We start from the raw sequence: 19263 nt of genomic DNA on the forward strand, positions 1-19263 counted from the left end.
GGGTGCCAGAAAAAGAGTGGACAACATGGTTTTTGAACCATGATAATCCTATATAAACAATATAATTACAAAGCAAAGGAGAATTATTATGAAAGTAAAAAGAAAGTGGGCGGCATTGTTAGGTGCAGTAGTTATGGCAGCATCCTGTGCCATGCTGTCTGATGGAAATGTCGTTAAGGCGGCCAGTAAACCTGTGGTTTCATCAAGTGCGGCAAATGCAACCGGAAATATTGGAGATACGATTGTAGTACCTGTCTCATTTTCAAGTGAGAGTGAAGATCTGGTTGCTATCCATGGGGAACCTTCTTTTGATACGTCAGTTCTGAAATTTGCAGGCGTTGATTATGTAGGGATTCCAGCAGGAATGCCCTCTGTGGCAGGTGGGAATTTTGGATTTGTAACAACAGAAAACTTCAGTAGCGGTACAATTAATGTGAAGTTTGAAGTTTTAAAATGTACTACTGATCCGATTACTGTAACAATTAATAATTTATACTACACCAGCAGTGAGGCAGACGGCGACCCAACAGTTGTTTCAGCAAATGTTACAGTGAACCATCCTGCTGACCAGAATCAGGTAGAAGAGACGAAAGCAACTTGTGTAGATCCGGGCCACAAGAAAGTGACTTGCGGTGTTTGCGGCAAAGTGCTTTCCGACGAAGATACTCCGGTTCTCGGACATGACGATGGAAAATGGAAAGTGGTAAAAGAAGCAACCTGTAAAGAAAAAGGTACAAAAGAATTACGCTGTACAAGAGATAATGCACTTCTGAAAACAGAAGATATACCGCTTCTTGACCATTCCTGGGATAAAGGAAAAGTAACAAAAGAAGCAACCTGCAAGGAAAAAGGCGAGAAAACTTATACATGTAAAGTTTGCGGAGATACAAAAACAGAAGCGATTGCACTGAAAGAACACTCTTGGGACAAGGGAAAAGTGACGAAGGAAGCAACCTGCAAAGAAAAAGGCGAGAAAACTTACACCTGCAGTATTTGCGGAGATACAAAAAAAGAAGCAATTGCAGTGAAAGAACACTCCTGGGATAAGGGGAAAGTAACAAAAGAAGCAACATGCAAAGAAAAAGGTGAGAAAGTTTACACCTGTAAAGTTTGCGGAGATACAAAAAAAGAAGCAATTGCAGCGAAAGAACATGAATGGGTTGTCAGTGATGATACCGATAAAGACGGATGGAAGGTAGTAACCAAGGCGACAACTACGAAAGAAGGAAGCAAAGAAAGAGTTTGCTCCATATGTGGTGAAAAAGAGACCGCTGTGATCGCTAAGCTTTCAGCAGATCCTGCAAAACCAGGAAACACCGATAATAAGAACAATACTGACAATAAAAAGAATACAAAGTCATCTACTGTAAAGACTGGAGATACCATGAACATTGCGTATCTGGTAGTGCTTCTTGCAGCAGCAGGCGGTGCAGCTGTTATTGCAGCAGGACGTCGTAAAAAAAATAAATAGCAATTAAAAAACAGTTTCTGCCCCAGGGTATCAGGTCATGCATACCTTTGGGCGGAACTGCGGCTTAACTGCAGAATAAGGCGTTCCCAAGGGCATTCCGTAATACATGCCCTGCGGGGATAAAGTGTTAGAGAATGATTCAGCCTTAAGCCTTCTGATCAGGGTTTTGAGGCTGGGTCATATTTTGAGTAAATTGGGAGTGGAGTTTAAAGTATGAAGCGACATAAGATGATAGAAACATTAAAAAAAATAGGTGCAGCATCCGCAGCAGTGTGTCTCGCAGCACTGTTTTTTATCATGCTGGCGGTTTCTGGCCATACAGCTCCGGAGAATCCCATGGAAGACAAAGATGCGGATGCATCCCGTATGTATTTGACATCGTCCACACTTGCTATGGATGAGACGCAGCTGGCAGATGTGGAGAATGCCAACATCAATACCGGAGAAGAAGGGCATAAAGAGGCCCAGGAGGAAAAAGAAAAGGAACAGGAAGAAGATCAGGCAGAGCAGGGGGAGATGCAGCAGGAGGATGATAATGCGCAGGAGAACCAGCGGGAACAGGTAAATGCGAATACCTCAGATCCGTCCTTAAGCACGCCTTCAAGAGACAGCTTGCTTGCCTTGATTGATAAGCATAAGAATAACGATCCATCCAATCCATCTCAAGGAGGAGAAGGACCAGGGGGGGAAGAAGGAGATCATGGCAATCAGGGAGGCGGGGAGCCGGGAGGAAATGGTAGCAAGCCTACGGAGGGCGGCAAGGTCATTACCTTGAATCCGGAGGAATCCAGTAATTTATTTGAGACCAATCTCAAGAATGGAAGGGTAGATGAACCAAAGTATGACTTAAAGATTACACTTACAGAGAAAGGGAAAAAATTAAAGTTACTCAGCCGAAAAGTAACTCGGAATGGTTCCTCATTCCTGTATCCGAAGGATAAGGGGATTTCACTCGAACAAGGGCACAATAAAGTTTCAGTGACGCTATGTTTCCGGGATCCAAAGACGAATGATCAGATTTATGCATCTACGGAGGTATATAATATTATCTACACACCGAAAGATCACTTTTTACTTACAGTACAGGTCTTAGGCACTAACGACATAGTATATCTAAAAAATGGAGACGATTATACCGTTTATAATAAAAACATCAGCCTGAGAGTTACTGTATCGAAGGGGACTAAGCAGTATAAAGAATATTTAAGGAAGATTCCCTCAGACGGGGACGATCTAACCCCCAGCGATTCTTCCGGCAGATATGATTTAAAGTTGAATGTGGGTCCTAATAAATATCGTGCACGTGGAGGAGATGGGCAAAACCAAGAAGTGTGTGAATTTACAATCACCTATAAAACAGAGATAGATACACTGCAGTTAATAAGCAGAGATAAGAAAATTGACGAAAAGGCTGAAAGTACCAGCTTTGGGGGTCGCAAGGAGCTAGACTATAAATCAAAGTCAGACGAACTTGAGTTTCTTGTTACTCTCTCAAACGGTAATGACCAGATAACAAGAGTCGATGTGGAGAATCGGTTAGGGTCTACCGCTCTGCATGAGCAGATATCTCCAGGTGAGTATATGTCTTATAAATTAGATGCCGCCGGGCCGACAAGTATAAAAGTGACATTTAAAGACTCCCAGGGGATGGAACAGTTTTATATTTGGGATATCAAATATGAACCAGACAGAAGTGAAAGCGAAAACAATGACAAGGCGCCGTTTATTAAAACTAATCTTGGATCAGAAAAAGTAGACCGCAGCCCGTGGCAATTTGAGGCTGCATTTTATGCACATGACGGGCGTAAACTTTCAGCAAGATACGCTCAGGTATATTTGAATGGAGAAGAATTGATATTTTCCGGTATAGCCGGTGAATTTTTTGTATATGATCTATACCTGACAGAAGGACCCAATTATCTCAGTGTTACAGTAACGGATGACGAACAGTATACAATCACGGAACAGTATACGGTGACATTTAGTCCGGATAAAGAAAGCGTTCAGGTGCGTTTGATTCTTTCGGCTAATGTAATAGGGCTGGGAACCAAGATAGATGAGTATGTGACTGTCCCTGGCGGACAGACCATTGCCCAGATTGTGAATGACCGGCTGGAGGCTTATGGATATACACCAATATATGAGGGCACTCCAACAGACGCTGCATATTTCCTGAATTATATCGATAAACCCGGGATTCTCGATGGATGGTCAATATCCGATGAACAGCGGGAAATGTATGAGTTGCAGGGAATTACTATTGAAGAGCCAGCCAGCAATGACAGTCTGGGAAAAGATGTATTCGCAAGCGGCAGCGCAGGGTGGATGGTTACACAGAATAATGGTTTTATCGGAAAGAGCATGGGCGTATATGGAGTTAGGGACGGTGATGTCATACAGGTAATGTTTACGATTAATAATGGGGAAGATATTAACGTGGATCCCAACAGCGGAGCCTACTAACAGCTAATAAGACGATGTACGAGGAGGAAGAAGAAATGAATAGTCAGACAGATTCGGTCATACAGGAGATTGAAAAGGTAATCATCGGCAAGCGGGAGGTGGTAGAGAGGGTGCTCATGGCGATCCTTTCAGAGGGGCACATCCTGCTGGACGATGTACCTGGTGTGGGAAAGACAACGCTTGCAGTTGCCTGCTCCAGAGTCATGGGGATGGATTATAACCGAATCCAGTTTACTCCGGATGTAGTGCCTTCCGATATTGTCGGATTCTCTATCTATAATAAAGAATATGGAAGCTTTGATTATAAGCCCGGCGTGGTGATGACAAATCTCCTGCTGGCAGATGAGATTAACCGAACTTCCAGCAAGACTCAGTCTGCTCTTCTGGAGGTTATGGAAGAGGGACAGGTGACGGTAGACGGCACAACCCATCTGCTTCCACGGCCATTTGTGGTGATCGCCACACAGAACCCCGTGGGGTCAGCAGGTACCCAGCTCCTGCCTCAGGCGCAGCTGGACCGTTTTATGATTAAACTGGAGATGGGGTACCCGGACTTTGAAAGCCAGGTGAATATCCTGCGGGACCGCCAGACGGCAAACCCCATTGACGAAACGGATGAAATTATCCACAGAGACACAATCCTTTCAATGCAGGAGGAAGTCCGTGGAATTCATGTCAAAGATTTCATTCTGGAATATGTAACGGCATTGGCTATGGAAACCCGGAAGGATGAGATGATCCGTCTGGGAGTCAGTCCCCGAGGCGCACTGGCGGTAGTAAGGATGGCAAAAGCCCACGCCTATCTGGACGGCAGAGATTTTGTGATGCCGGAAGATGTACAGCAGGTCTTTGTGGATGTCTGTGCACACCGTCTTATTATGAACCCGAAAGCAAGGGTCTCAGAGCTTTCGGCGGCGGATGTCCTGAAACAGGTTATGAATAGAACAAAATCTCCGGACAGCGGACGTTGAGGAGGCAGAAATGGTAAAATCCAGAGTTCTGTGGGCTATATGGCTGTTATTTACGGTATGCTTTTGTATAATGGCAGGCGGCACGGCCGGATATCTGCTGATTGCTGTTTCCGTGGTGCTGCCGCTTCTGGCAGGTTTGCTGACCAGGCTGGCAGCGTCCGGGCTGAAGGCAGAGCTTACAGCAGAGTCCTACAGTGAAAAAGGAGCCGCGGCATCCGGCCAGGTGATTGTTACGAATACCAGCTTTCTTCCGGCCGACCGCCTGCTGTGCAGGGTCAGCTGCGAGAATCTGCTGACCGGAGAAGTTGAGAATACAACGCTGCGGATGGCGGCACCAGGAAAGATGCGTGCGGCAACGGAAATAGAGATAAAAAGCCGGCATTCCGGCCGGGTGAGATTGACGCTGCGGCAGCTTACACTTTTTGATCCCTTCGGCCTGTTCCGGTTCCGCATCCGATTAGGCCGTGAGATTTCGGCGCTGACGATGTTTGCCCCGCGTACATTTTCTGTGGAAACGCAGATTGCCTATGGGGAAAATGCAAATCTGGACAGTGATGAATACTCCATGAAAAAGGCGGGATATGATCCGTCAGAGACATTTGCGGTTCGTGAGTATCAGCCGGGTGACCGGATCCGGCAGATCCACTGGAAGCTGACGGAGAAGTTCGATAGTCTTATGGTACGAGATTATGGCCTGCCGATTCAGAACACGATACTGCTGCTGCTTGAAACCGGAAGAATAAAAGGGACAGAGAAGACAGATCCGTCCTGTCTGGACGCATTGGCGGAGGCAATTCTCTCGGTATCCCAGGAATTGATCAGCCAGCAGATTGTACATACGATAGGCTGGCAGAATCATGAGGAGAATACGTTTTCCAGTATGGAAATTGAAACAGATGAGGATCTGAATATTGTGCTTCCGGGGCTTCTTGGAGCAGTTCCGGGAGAAGATGAGATGTCTGCTGCGGAACATTACCTGAAGACCCGTGAACAGCTGGAGTTTGCCCATGTGGTTCTGTTTACCCCGCAGCACCGTTCGGCATTAAGCTTTCTGGCAGACCAGTGTCTGCTGACGGAAGTTCTGTGTGAAGAAGGCGGGGCAGGTTATGACCGGCAGGATGGGATATCCATGATTGGAACCGGACCTGAGACAATGATGGAATATCTTTCTTATATAGAAATATAGAATCAACTGCAGTTGTAAATGAAAGCATATTAAGAATATATCAAGAGAAGTGGCGGAAGATAAGCAAATGGTAGAGAAAACAACGAAAAAAGCGAAGGCTGCTGAACAGAAAGCATTTCATCTGTACAGCGTTGAAAAACAGGGAAATAAGAAAAACAGAGCAGCGGCTTATCTTGTGGACTGGATTTTTTTGTGGCTGTATCTGGCCGGAAGCACAGGATGGCTGGTATCGGCGTTTCAGATTCCGGTCAGTCCGGGATTGTTCGCAGGTATGCAGGGAGTCATTGCCCTGCTGATGCTCCTGGCCGGAGCGGGCAGGGGAAAAGCCCGTTTTTTAAAGATCGCGGCATGGTGTGGCCTGTTGGCGGTTACGGTCCTGATGTTTAGGGATATCTGGAACGACGGCATACATATTTTATATAATCATGCGGTAGACGTACTGGGAAAGCAGTATCCCTATCTTTTGCCGGCTTATTATGTGGCGGCAGAGGGAACAATGGAGACGGCCTGCATGTATGCTGCACTGGCCTGGATGTCCGGAATGCTTGCAGTGTTAGGGCAATATCTGGTCCGGACCGGAAACAGACTTCTTCTGGGTATACAGATTGTGTTTATTCTGCTGGTGCAGATGGTTGTCGGGATCGCTCCGGAACTGTTATGGAATATAGGTTCTTTCTTATGCCTGCTTGCCGTGTGGATACGGGGGCATGGGGAGATGGTTCCGGCAGGGAAACAGCGTCTGGCTTCTCTCCAGGTATTCGCCCTCGTGGCAGCGGGAAGTGCTCTCCTGCTTTTGGGGGGCAGCATTGTACTTGGGAAGACCACTGTTACGGAGGATGATTTATTTGCAGGATGGAAAGAAACCTGGAAGTCTATGATGGAAGAGTCACGCTACAGCGGGGACGCAGAGGTTCTTCCGGAGGGCCGGTTTAAAGGGCTTGGATCTTTTGAAACCGAAAATAAGCCGGTACTGGAAGTGACCATGACAACACCGGAGTCCTATTACCTGAGAGGGTATACCGGCAGTCAGTATACGGGTACCGGATGGACAGATATTCCGTCGGAAAAGCTCTGGGAGGGAAGAAATTTGTTTTATTGGCTCCACCAGGGGGGATTCTACGGACAAGAATGTCTGGGAGATGCGGCAGTGGCGCTGGATGAAGAGGCGGCTGCGGAAGAAAAGAATACAGTCGCGGTCAGGAACCTGGCGGGCAGTTCCAAGTACTGTTATGTGCCATATGAATTACAGTCGGTGAAAGAAGCGGATCTGCAGACCAGGATGGATGCCCAGAAAATAGGAGATGCCGGACTGATTGCCGGAGGCTGGAATGGAGAACGAGAATATGTATTTCAGGCGCTTTCTAACCAGGTGACCAAATACCCGGCCTACGATGCCAGGCTGCTGGATGAGAAGAATCTTACGGAAGCGGGGAAAGCATACAAGCGAAACGAAGAATTCTACAATGAATTTGTTTATGCTACCTATCTGGATATCCCATTTGAACTTACGTCTGTCTTGCATGATCTTATCGATACGGGAGAGACAGAACAGGGTGAAAAGCATGTGGACTATGCAGAGGCGAAACAAAATATACTGTACGTGCTGACGGCAGATTATACGGATACGAAGAAGCTGGAGGGAAGCTGGAACGGGTCGGATTTCATACAGGAATTTCTGAATTATTCTAAAAAGGGATATTCTGTACATTTTGCAAGTGCAGCGGCTATGATGTTCCGTTACTATGGGATCCCGTCCCGTTATGTGGAAGGATATCTGATTACGCCGGAGGATGTCAAAGCAATGACGGCAGGAGAACCGTATATTCTGGATGATACTCATGCCCATGCCTGGGTGGAATACTATCAGGACGGTGTTGGCTGGCTGCCCTTTGAGGTTACCCCATCGTACATAGGTACTATGGATAAAGCGGAGGATTTCCAGGATATTTCCGGGCTTTCAGGCCAGGGATCGGAGAACCAGCCCGATGAGCCGGAGGAAGAAAAGGAAGAGCAGAAGAAAGAAGAGGAAGACGAGATTGACTGGCTTCTGATTCTGGAGATTGTTTTAATAGCAGGAATCTGTCTCATGCTCTTGGTTATGCTTGTATTTCTAATCTGGATCCTGCTGCAGAGACACAAAAGCAGGAAGACGAAAAAGCTGTTTGGCTCTGCGGACAGAAGGCTGGCGATCAGGGCGCTCTTTGAGTACAGTATGAATATTCTGTCCGTGGCCGGACTGGATATAAGGAACACGTCCCTTTACGATTACAGAGAACCGGTGGGGGATATGTTTGACGAAGAAACAGCGGCACAATATGAGGAGATCGTGAGAATCCGTCAGGAGGCGGTCTACAGTGACCATGAGATTACAGAGGAACAGCGGGAAATGCAGGATGCATTTAAAAATAAGATCTGGAATCGGATCTATAAGAATGGAAGCATCATACAGAAGTTCCGTCTGAAATATATCTATTTCCTGTAATAGAACAAATATGCCGGGGTTATGAATAAAAGGAAGCTGCAAGGAGGAAGAAATGAGGGAAAAAAACAAAAAATCACAAAAAAGGGTTCTGGCACGGATACTGGCATTGATCCTGATATTTACGATGTCTGTCACGCCGATTTCCCCGTTTCTTTCGGAGGTTCAGGCCGCATCCGTTGAGAATCCATGGGACGGGAAAACGATGACGGTTCCGGATCTGGATGAATACGGAACGTATCTGATCCGCACGGGGGCGGAGCTGGCCTGGTTTGCAGCAGAAGTAAACCGCGGGAATGGCGAGATAAACGGAAGACTGGAAAACTATATTTACTTGAACAACTATAATACGAACCATAATTGGACGATGATTGGAGATACAGAAGAGAATCCCTACAAGGGAAACTTTGACGGAAATGGTCAGAAAGTCGTCTATATGCGGGCCGAAATCACCCAAAAGGATCCCGAACACCGTTATGCGGGGCTTTTTGGAGTTATTGACGGAGGAAATGTCAAAAATGTGACAGTTCTGGGAAAAGTACTGCAGAATTATGGGAATTACGGACTGATAGGGGGAAGCGATGAGCTATATGTCGGCAGCGGCGGTATCGCAGGATATCTGAAGAGCGGGCAGATTACGAATTGTACAAATTATGCGCGGACAACGATGGACGGAGAAGCTATGTACCGGAATTCAGGCGGTATTGTTGGAATCTGTAAAGGGATAGTGATGCGCTGTACCAATGAAGGAAAGCTGTCTACAATCATTGGTTTTGCCCAGAATCATGTGGGCGGAATTGCCGGTCTGGTTTACGGAGCAAATGCCCAGGTGACGAATTGTATGAATAGTGCTACTGTACAGGGATACATTTGCGTCGGGGGTATTGCCGGAGCAGTTAAAGGCGGTTCAGAGATCAATGCAAGCTGTAACTACGGGACAATAAAAGCCAATTCGACTGCCGGCGGAATTGCCGGACGTGTATCCACGACAGGTCTGTACACAGATGGAACGGAAAAAGAATGTGCCGTACGTAATGTTTACAGCTTGGGCGATATGGCTACATACGGAACCGGAACAGGTGCTCAGATGGGCGGTATTGTAGGAGAAGCGGGCTATGACAACTGGACACAGGAGAAACTTCCGCCGAGGCCTGTAATTGAAAACGCCTACTCCACTGTGCAATTTAGTAATAACATGAATAGCAGGCGGGGGGGGATTATCGGCTATCTGATCAGCGGTGCTTATGGCACCGTTTATGGACTTGCTACTCCGGATAAAGGTCTGAATCCGGTTGGGGCAACAAGTGACAGGGGCATTCAGATTCTGGGTGAGGCGCTTATGTTAACGGAAGCAGAATTGAAGAGCGCGGGAATGATTGAAAAACTAGGCAATGGCTTCACTATGGCCGATACCTATGATATCCAGAACAATGGTTATCCGAAGTTGGTATGGCAGGGTCTTCCGTCTGCGCTGCTGTCTGCAATCGATGATTCCCTGATGGAGCTGAATGGCTGGCTGACAGCGGCAAACCGGAAAAAATATGGAAAAAATTATCCTCGGATTGAAAAATTAGTCAAAGATTATAAGGACAAATTGGGAGCAGTTATAAACCAGGAAGAGTTGGATACGGTCATGGAGGAGGCACGCGGAAAGCTGAAAGAAGTGAAACCGGGAATCGATGCGGATAATGAATTAATGGAAGCGATTGATAACAGCATAATAGCGCTGGAGAATTATCGGAGCAGGCTCATTGATAAGCATCCTGATCTGACAGAAGGGCAGAAGCAGAATCTGGATTCTGTAGTGAGCGATTACCGTAAAAAAATGAATGCGGCTGAGACACCAGAGGAGGTGCGCCTGCTGCTCAGGGACGGACGAGATACGCTGGATGCAAGAATTGCAGGTTTTGAGGCAGATAAGAGGCTGGAAGAATTACGGGCAGATGCTATCCAGCAAATGACGGATTACCGTGCAGATGAAAGTTACGACAGTCTCTGGATGTTTAAGATTCGTTTAGCACGTGAGAAAGCCTTGGAAGTGATTACACAGGCGAAAACGGCTGCGGAAGTTACAAGCGGCCTGGCAGAAGGGCAAAATAGTATTGATGCGGTGATCGACCAGATTCCTGAGGCAGGTGCATGGGATGGTAAGACCCTGACTGAGCCGGCAGTGAGTGAACGGGGGATTTATCAGATTACGAGTGGAAGTGAGCTGGCTTGGTTTGCAAATCAGGTAAACACCGTGCAAGATGCAGAGGGGATCAGCGGCGAACTGTGTAATGACATCAGTCTCGGTTTTAAAAACTGGAAACCGATTGGCAATACAAAAGCATATACAGGAAGCTTTGACGGTAAGGGATACCAGATCAGGGGGCTTTTTATTGAACGGGCAGATATTTATTCGGGACTGTTCGGTCAGCTGCGCGGCAAAAACCAGGTGATTCAGAACCTTTCGGTTTCGGGTACAATTCAGGCAGATGGCAAAGTGGATTATGCAGGAGGGGTTGCAGCCTATGTGTATGGAGCCGATTCAGCTAACCAGAGCCAGATGATAAACTGCCATAGCAGCGTCAGCATCAGACAGGATCAGATAAAGGCCTTAGGAGGCGGATCCGGTGGTATTGTAGGTTATGCGGCCAATGTGGCTGTATCAAACTGTTCAAACACCGGATCTGTGGTCATAGGTCCTGCGGGAAAAGGCGGGATCAGCTATGCGGCAGGCGGCCTGATTGGACAAATTGGACCTTCTGTCAGATTACAGACCAGTTATAATGCAGGAACTGTACAGTCAAGCCATACAGCAGGCGGTTTGGCGGGGGCAGTCGGCGGTAGAGGATCCGAAATCTATTCAAGTTATAATTGCGGAGAAATTTCTGCTAAGTATAATTCAGGCGGCCTGGTTGGCGGTGCTTTTACAGGATCCAGTATCAAATGGTGCTACACTTCCGGTTCTGTTAATCTGAATGAATCGGGCTTAAAAGCAGGGGCAATATTTGGAGATTTCAATCCGGGTGATTATGAGGTGTTATATGCACTGAAACGTAGTGACTCTCAGAAGATTGACCTGGTTGGCGGGTCAGAAGATTTCTCAGCGTCAGGAAGATTTCTGGAGTCGGACGCGTTGCACAGTGACGATGCGCTAAATGCCCTGAACGGGGGCGGCAGCTGCTTTATCCGGGATTACCTGGAATATCAGAACGGCTATCCGATCCTGAGCTGGCAGATAACGGTGGATGATTTTAGGACAGGAGCGGTTTCAGCACTTCAGAACTATAAAAAAGCAGAAGATTACAGTGGGGAAAACTGGAGTATTATTCAGCAGCTGATTGAGGAAGGAACGGCACAGATTCAGGAAGCAGAGGATATTGAGACAATTAACGCGGCATTAACCCAGGCAAGGAATATGATTGACGAGGTTGAAACAAAGGCCGAGTCCAATGATCGGGAGCTGCAGGCAGCTAAAGATAATGCCATCTATGAAATTGAACACTACGTAGATCTCAGTGAGTACCGTGATGAGGAAAAAACAAAGATTCTGAAGTATATTGAAGAAGCGAGAAAGTATATTTTAATGTCGCTTGACCTGGAAGAGGTCACCCGTCATTTGAATGAAGCGAAGGCAAATATCGACTATGAAGAAACAGCGTGGGAGCATGAGTATAATGAGAATCGGAAAGCCGCAGAGGAGGTTGAGACTTATATCGGAGAGATTGGTGAGGTAATATATATACCTTATGTGAAAACGTCAATTCAGACTGCAAGAAGTGCTTACGACAAGTTAACAGACAGGCAGAAAGAACTGGTAACAAACGTCCAGGTACTGCTGGATGCGGAAGCTGAATGGGAAAAGCTGGAAGAAGAGTATGAGGCCACAGAAATGGATAAGGAGATGGCTGCTATAGTTGACGAACTTATTGAAGCAATTGGTGAAGTAACCGCGGACAGCAAAGAGGCCATTGATGCGGCCCGAAATGCATTCGATGCACTAACAGAAAACCAGAAAGTACTTGTCAGCTATCCTGGAAAACTGACCGAGGCAGAAGCGGCATACAATAAGCTGTGTGCATCTGTTGTTGCGGGGATGATCGCGGCAATCGGGGACATTACCATGGACAAATGGGATGTGATAGCAGAGGCTCAGAGGGCATATGACGAATTGACAGATGACCAGAAGGCCCTTGTGAATGATTATCCGGTTCTTCAAAATGCAATAGCAACCTACCAGAACCTTACAGTGGCACAGAATGTAATTGAAATGATAGAAGCAATAGGAGATGTGACACTGGAAAGCCGTAATGTTATTATGGCTGCAATCAGCGCCTATAATGGGCTGTCCGGGGCTCAGCAGGAGCTTGTACACAATTACGACATGCTGGAAGCAGCGACAATTCTCTACGAATCGCTGTCAGCTATCCAGCAGGTAATAAAAATGATCGACCAGATCGGAACGGTAAGCCAGACAAGCGGTCCCCAATTGGAGGCTGCACGCAGTGCCTACAATAACCTGACACCGGATGAGCAGAGAAGAATCACCAACCTGTCTGTACTGGAGAATGCCGAGGCAGCATTTGCAGCATTGGAAACTCCTGAGGTAGATAATAATGACACACCGGAGGAAATTCCAACGAATGACAAAACGCTGCAAGAGGCCAATAAGAACAACGGGGATGGCGGCTCAGGGACGGAGAACGGAGAAACATCCGGCGGGGAAGAAGATAAAGAGAACAAAGAAGAGACAGCAGAGGCCGGTGTGGGAGTAGATGATAACGATGACCAGGATGGAGGGCTTCCCTCCTGGCTGGAGGATGAACTGGACGGAACAAATACAGAAGAGACAGCGAATCTTGCAGCAGAACAAAAAAAGACAGCGGCACGGAAGCGTTTCCTGCTGGTTCTTGGAATCATCCTGGCTGTATGTATGGTAACGACAGGAACGTTTGCTGTTGCTCTTCGCAAGTCAGCACACAAGCGAAAGGAAAAGAGAGTTCATTTTTAATGGCTTTTGAAAAAAGAGGGAGTGTTCTAAAGATGAATAGAATGTATAGAAATATAGAAAAAAGGGTGCTGCATAAAGTACTGGCGGTATTTTTGCTCCTGGCAGCAGCGGTTACCGCCGCCTATCCGAGGACAGTAACCGCTTACGCGGCTGAGAACTCAGTGGCAGAATTGCGTGGGATGCAGGATATGATTTTAAACTGGAAATATGCGAATGGCGGTGAAAATCAGATTTTAGCCGGAGATCTGCTGGATGGTGCAGGAGAGGGCGGCAGTGACTGGATTGCCTTTAATATCAGCAGAATGGGTGTAGAAGATAACCAGGCTGCATATTTGAGCAGGCTGCAGGACGTGGTGGAAAAATTATATCAGGATACGGAAGGCAATGGAAAAAAGTATCGTTTGTCAGATATATACCGGATGATTATTACTATTAAAGCGTGCGGCGGAAATCCCGAAGCATTCGGTAAAGATCCGGAGGGGAATTCCATTAATCTGTTAGATGACGGCATCTGGAACAGTATATGGGGAGACCCGGGAAAGCAGGGAATCAACGGTTACATCTGGGCGCTGATGGCTGTTGACAGCAAAGCATGGGAAGAGCCCCAGGATGCAGAATGGACAAGAGAGAAGCTTGTAACCTCCATTTTATCCAGACAGCTGGAAGACGGAGGATTCGGTTTGATTAAGACAGATGCATCGGATGTGGATCTGACTTCCATGGCATTGACCGCACTGGCGCCTTATGCAGGTTCAGAAGTACAGTATACATTTACAAGTGAAACAACCGGCCAGACAGTCACAGAAACCGTGGATAAAGCGGCAGAAGCAGCATTTACCTGTATTTCCGGTATGCAGCATGAAGACGGCAGTATGGTCACTTATGAGCAGCGGACATCTGAAAGCACCAGCTGGGCTTTGATGGCCCTGGCTTCATGGGGGCGTGATCCTGATACTGACGAACAGTTTATAAAGAATGGCAATACTTTGCTGGACGGATTGAGACAATTCCAGTTGGAAGACGGCAGTATCGTTCACAGTTTGGATGCAGAGAAAGAGGAAACCGAAGGAAATAATATGGCCGGCTATCAGGCCATGTACGGTCTGGAAGCTGTCTGCCGCCTGAAGGAAGGAAAATGTAACACCTTCGATCTGTCGGATGCCCCGACGGTTTCTGCAGAGGAGATAGAGAAAGCAGGCAACTCTCTGCCTGAGCTGAAAGCAGACCAGGAAAAAAGCGGCGAAGAGGCGCTGGAAGATACGAAAAACCGTACAGCTCTTATCACTGCAGGTATCGCTGCAGTGATTGTGCTGATCGTAATGATTTTTATAATTATGATGCTCAATAACCGCAAAAAGAAAAAAATGTTATCTGATCCTGATTCTGACAACAGTATAAGTACAGATGACGACGATGATGACTGGTAGAAACGGCGGGAGAAATGAGGGAAAGATTTGAAAAAGAATATTATAATGATTGGTGTTGTGATACTGCTGGTGGCAATTCTGGCTTCCGGCACGAAAATCCAGTCTGTTGACGAGTATTATCTGACCCATATGGAGGACATCAAAAAGGACTCGGAAACGGTGACCATCAGTATCCGCTGTGACACGGTCCTGGATAACTGGGACAAGCTGGACCCACAGCTGCGTGATGAGAAGTATGTGCCTTCTGACGGTGTCATCCTGCCGGAAACTACTTATGTCCTCCGGCCGGGGGACACGGCATTTGATATTCTGAACCGGGTCTGCCGTTACAACAAGATTCAGATGGAGTATCAGGGGATTGAGAACAATGCATACGGCAGCGCGTATATTAAGGGGATCAATTATCTCTACGAGTTTTCCTGCGGAAAGTTGTCCGGATGGATGTTCAGGGTAAACGGAGATTATCCGGGAAAAGGATGCAGTACCTACGAGATGAAAAATCATGATAAAATCGAGTGGATCTATACCTGTGACCTGGGCAGAGATGTAGGGAACGAATACAATGGTGCAGATATGCAGAAAGAGAAGGATAAGTCATGAATGGATTTGAAAGCTTTCATCCGGCAGTGCTGTTTATATATTATATTCTGGTAGTTTGTTTTTCTATGGTAAGCAGGCATCCGGTGGTCATTTTTGCGTCACTGGCCGGCGGATTCCTGTTCTTCGGGGCCTTAAACGGCCTTCGGAAAACGCTTAAGGAACTGTTATTTTCGCTCTGCCTGTTTGTGCCAATGGCAGTGACCAATCCAATATTTGTCCATAATGGAGAGACAATTTTATTTTTCATGAATGATAATCCAGTGACGCTGGAGGCTTTTATCTATGGAGGAGCGGCATCGCTGATGATTGTAAGCGTCCTGCTGTGGTGCAGGTGCTACAGTGCCGTTCTGACCACGGATAAATTCCTTTATCTGTTTGGAAAGGTGATTCCTAAGCTGGGGCTGATTCTTTCTATGGCGTTTCGTTTTATTCCCCTGTTTAAATATCAGATCCGAAAGATCAACCAGTCCCAGAAGACGATGGGGCTTTATGCTACGGACAGTGTACCTGACAGGATAAAAGGCGGGATACGCGTGTTTGACAGTCTAGTGTCCTGGTCCATGGAGAACTCTATTGACACGGCAGATGCGATGAAAGCCAGGGGCTACGGTCTTCATGGGCGGACAAATTTTTCTTTGTTCCGTTTTAAAAGGAGAGACGGAATTCTTCTTGGAAGTATAGGCTGCTTCACGGTTTTAATCCTGGCCAGCTTTGCGGCGGGGGGCTTTGCTTTCTATTATTATCCCTATGTGGCGCAGCTGCAGCGGGGGCCGCTGGATATCGTAAGGTATCTGATTATTTTTGCTTTTTATCTTATACCGGGCATCATAGAGGCCAGAGGGAAACTGACCGGAAAATATCTGAGGTCGAAAATCTGATTTTTCAGGGTGCAAAGACGGCCTTATGAAAAAAGATTGAAAACACTTTTTATAATTAGTAAAAGTAATAGGTTTTTAAAATTTTAAAGAGTGCACAAACGGCCCTGCTTTGTATGTCAGGGATAATGAAACTAAAGGAGAATCGTAACATGGAATTACTGAAAGTAGAGAATCTAACCTTTACCTATCCAAAGCAGGCAAAGGACACCAGCAGGATGGCTCCGGCGCTGGAAGATGTCTCATTCGAGATACAGGAAGGGGAATTTATAGTTGTCTGCGGGGAGTCGGGATGCGGGAAGACGACTCTGCTTCGGCTCTTGAAGAGGGAACTGGCCCCTGCAGGGGATATTACAGGAAAGATCTGGTTCTGCGGTGTAGAGCAGAAGCAGCTCTCTGAGCGGGAGGCCGCTTGTGATATCGGATATGTTCTCCAGAATCCGGAGAACCAGACTGTCACAGATAAGGTGTGGCATGAGCTGGCCTTTGGCCTGGAGAATATGGGTGTGCCGACGCCCGTGATCCGCAGGAGGGTGGCTGAGATGGCCTGCTTTTTTGGGATTGATGACTGGTACCGGAAGAAGACGACGGAACTGTCCGGCGGGCAGAAGCAGCTGCTGAACCTGGCTTCGATTATGGCGATGCAGCCTAAGCTTCTGATACTGGATGAGCCTACCAGCCAGCTGGATCCGATTGCGGCTTCAGACTTCATCAATACACTGGTGAAGATCAATAAAGATCTGGGCCTGACGATTTTGCTGACGGAGCACCGCCTTGAGGAGGTTTTCCCTGTGGCAGACAGGGCTTTTATTATGGACAAAGGGAAAATGCTTCTGATGGAATCCCCAAGGGAAGCAGGGAGAGACTTGAAATGCCTGAACGCAGACCACAAAATGCTTCTGGGACTGCCCAGTGCCCTTCGGATATATCACGGGCTGGATGCACGGGATGCCGAATGTCCTCTGACCGTACGGGATGGCAGAAGCTTTCTGGAAGAATATTATGATAATGAAATAAAAAGGCTGCACCGGGAAACGGACAGTACCCATGGAAAACAGATTACCATGCGTATGAAGGATGTGTGCTTCCGATATGAGAAAGATCTGCCTGATGTGCTGGAAGGCGTAGAGCTGACAGTTTACGAAGGGGAGATAGTCAGTATTCTGGGCGGCAACGGGTCCGGTAAGACGACTCTGTTAAGCGTAATTTCAGGAACCTATAAGCCATACAGGGGAAAGCTTGAAGTATTTGGAAAAAGAATACATAAGTATAGCGGTAGGGAATTATATGTGAAGAATCTGGCCTCTCTTCCACAGAATCCGCAGACCGTTTTTATTAAGATGACTGTCCGGGAGGATTATGATGAAATCCGTCATGTAATGGGATACAGCGAGGCCGAGATGAAGGAAAAGATTGAAGAAACAGCAGAGCTCATGGGAATCAGTCATCTGCTGGACCGGCATCCTTATGACTTAAGCGGCGGTGAGCAGCAGAAGGCCGCGATCGGCAAAGTGCTTCTCCTTCAGCCACGGTTCCTGCTTCTGGATGAGCCGACAAAAGGGATTGATGCATGGTCAAAAATGCAGTTGCAGAAGCTTTTAAAGGGATTAAAGCAGAGGGGAATTTCCATTTTAATGGTCACGCATGATGTAGAATTTGCGGCAGGAGTATCAGATCGGTGCGGACTGTTTTTCGACCATGAGATTACATCTGTGGACACTCCGGAAGAGTTTTTCTGCAATAATAATTATTATACCACGGCGGCAAACCGGATCTCCAGACAGAGATACGAGAACGCAGTGACCTGTGAGGATGTCATTGAGCTGTGCAGACAGAACGGACGGATACAGAAGGAGGGGAAACGCATATGCGGGAAAGTGACGGCATAAAAAATGAAAACACGATCGTGCACGCAGACGAGAATCTGCTGGAAAATACCCTCCCTTACACAAAAAAAAGAGTGGCAGTCTGGATTTGCCTGACGGCAGGGGTTATCCTTTTGATTGTTTTGGGGATCCGGCTGATGGCAGACCGGAAATACAATCTGGTATCCGCCATGATTGTACTGATCGCATGCGGTGCCTTTTATCTCGCATATGAGAAGCGGGAAGGGAGCATCCGGCGGATGGTGCTGCTGGCAGTGATGACGGCAATTTCTGTGGTGGGACGATTTATTTTTGGACCGATCCCTTTTTTCAAACCCGTGACGGCTATCGTGGTATTGACAGGAATCTATATGGGGCCTGAATCCGGATTTCTGGTAGGTTCGCTATCGGCAGTTGTTTCCAATATCTTTTTCGGGCAGGGGCCGTGGACACCTTTCCAAATGTTTTCCTGGGGAATCATCGGAATGATCGCAGGATTCCCAGGGCTGCGGGCACTTCTTCGTCACCGTATGCCGCTGATTTTTTACGGGATATTCTCAGGTATCGCTTATTCAGGGCTTATGGATATCTGGACAGTGTTCAGCCTTGAGGGAGGCTGGAATTGGTACAGGTATCTGGGGGCGCTTGCAACTGCGGTGCCGGTCACGATTACGTACTGTGTATCTAATGTAGTATTCCTGATGCTGACTATCAAACCGATTGGGGAAAAGATGAACCGGATTCAGATAAAACATGGGATTTTTTAAACGTATATATTTTCATGGGAGGGCATTGGGAAAGGGGCCGCCTGCTGAAAGTCTGCCGGGGAAGGTACGGCGGGACACATACGGGCATTTTGGCTGCGGGCCATTTGCTAACGCCCTCTAATATCAAAATCGGACTCTTATATGGAACCACCGACATTCACCG

11 protein-coding genes are annotated in these 19263 nt (G+C 47.1%); all 11 read left to right on the top strand.

The window, feature by feature from the left end:
• Positions 1-88 precede the first annotated feature (88 nt).
• The 11 genes from MWG26_RS05795 (at position 89) to MWG26_RS05845 (ending at position 19100) form a co-directional block, all read left to right on the top strand.
• Positions 89-1471, top strand: a complete 1383-nt coding sequence (locus MWG26_RS05795) for a cohesin domain-containing protein (protein ID WP_025655109.1) — start codon at positions 89-91, stop codon at positions 1469-1471.
• A 213-nt stretch (positions 1472-1684) separates the two neighbouring features.
• Positions 1685-3934: a hypothetical protein gene (locus tag MWG26_RS05800; protein ID WP_055154550.1), complete on the top strand. Its 2250-nt coding sequence runs from the start codon at positions 1685-1687 to the stop codon at positions 3932-3934.
• 35 nt (positions 3935-3969) lie between these two features.
• The gene (locus tag MWG26_RS05805; protein WP_117440755.1) at positions 3970-4905 is read left to right on the top strand and encodes an AAA family ATPase; all 936 of its coding nucleotides are present in this window, start codon (positions 3970-3972) and stop codon (positions 4903-4905) included.
• A 10-nt stretch (positions 4906-4915) separates the two neighbouring features.
• Positions 4916-6091, top strand: coding sequence for a DUF58 domain-containing protein (locus MWG26_RS05810; RefSeq protein ID WP_025655113.1), 1176 nt, complete (start codon positions 4916-4918; stop codon positions 6089-6091).
• A 67-nt stretch (positions 6092-6158) separates the two neighbouring features.
• A complete protein-coding gene (locus MWG26_RS05815) occupies positions 6159-8573 on the top strand; it encodes a transglutaminase-like domain-containing protein (protein WP_025655114.1) in 2415 nt (804 codons plus the stop codon).
• 52 nt (positions 8574-8625) lie between these two features.
• Positions 8626-13566, top strand: coding sequence for a hypothetical protein (locus tag MWG26_RS05820; protein ID WP_117440754.1), 4941 nt, complete (start codon positions 8626-8628; stop codon positions 13564-13566).
• Between the two features lie 32 nt (positions 13567-13598).
• A complete protein-coding gene (locus MWG26_RS05825) occupies positions 13599-14993 on the top strand; it encodes a hypothetical protein (RefSeq protein ID WP_129879220.1) in 1395 nt (464 codons plus the stop codon).
• 27 nt (positions 14994-15020) lie between these two features.
• Positions 15021-15593 (top strand): DUF4430 domain-containing protein, encoded by a 573-nt coding sequence (locus MWG26_RS05830; protein ID WP_025655118.1) that lies wholly within the window; start codon positions 15021-15023, stop codon positions 15591-15593.
• On the top strand, positions 15590-16471 hold the full coding sequence (locus tag MWG26_RS05835; protein WP_025655119.1) for an energy-coupling factor transporter transmembrane component T: 882 nt from the start codon (positions 15590-15592) through the stop codon (positions 16469-16471). Before MWG26_RS05830 ends, MWG26_RS05835 begins: the two co-directional genes overlap by 4 nt.
• A gap of 149 nt (positions 16472-16620) precedes the next feature.
• Positions 16621-18357 carry an ABC transporter ATP-binding protein gene (locus MWG26_RS05840; RefSeq protein ID WP_025655120.1) on the top strand — a complete coding sequence of 579 codons (1737 nt, stop codon included), beginning with the start codon at positions 16621-16623 and terminating at the stop codon, positions 18355-18357.
• Positions 18336-19100 (top strand): ECF transporter S component, encoded by a 765-nt coding sequence (locus tag MWG26_RS05845; protein WP_025655121.1) that lies wholly within the window; start codon positions 18336-18338, stop codon positions 19098-19100. Before MWG26_RS05840 ends, MWG26_RS05845 begins: the two co-directional genes overlap by 22 nt.
• Positions 19101-19263: the final 163 nt, after the last annotated feature.

This window comes from Faecalicatena contorta (genome assembly GCF_022835095.1).
Lineage (GTDB): Bacteria > Bacillota > Clostridia > Lachnospirales > Lachnospiraceae > Faecalicatena > Faecalicatena contorta.

Excerpts from the sequence above, each read along its gene's own strand:
- MWG26_RS05835 (WP_025655119.1), top strand. The coding sequence starts at position 15,590 with ATGAATGGATTTGAAAGCTTTCATCCGGCAGTGCTGTTTATATATTAT.
- MWG26_RS05800 (WP_055154550.1), top strand. The coding sequence starts at position 1,685 with ATGAAGCGACATAAGATGATAGAAACATTAAAAAAAATAGGTGCAGCA.
- MWG26_RS05795 (WP_025655109.1), top strand. The coding sequence starts at position 89 with ATGAAAGTAAAAAGAAAGTGGGCGGCATTGTTAGGTGCAGTAGTTATG.
- MWG26_RS05840 (WP_025655120.1), top strand. The coding sequence starts at position 16,621 with ATGGAATTACTGAAAGTAGAGAATCTAACCTTTACCTATCCAAAGCAG.
- MWG26_RS05815 (WP_025655114.1), top strand. The coding sequence starts at position 6,159 with ATGGTAGAGAAAACAACGAAAAAAGCGAAGGCTGCTGAACAGAAAGCA.
- MWG26_RS05820 (WP_117440754.1), top strand. The coding sequence starts at position 8,626 with ATGAGGGAAAAAAACAAAAAATCACAAAAAAGGGTTCTGGCACGGATA.
- MWG26_RS05825 (WP_129879220.1), top strand. The coding sequence starts at position 13,599 with ATGAATAGAATGTATAGAAATATAGAAAAAAGGGTGCTGCATAAAGTA.
- MWG26_RS05805 (WP_117440755.1), top strand. The coding sequence starts at position 3,970 with ATGAATAGTCAGACAGATTCGGTCATACAGGAGATTGAAAAGGTAATC.
- MWG26_RS05810 (WP_025655113.1), top strand. The coding sequence starts at position 4,916 with ATGGTAAAATCCAGAGTTCTGTGGGCTATATGGCTGTTATTTACGGTA.
- MWG26_RS05845 (WP_025655121.1), top strand. The coding sequence starts at position 18,336 with ATGCGGGAAAGTGACGGCATAAAAAATGAAAACACGATCGTGCACGCA.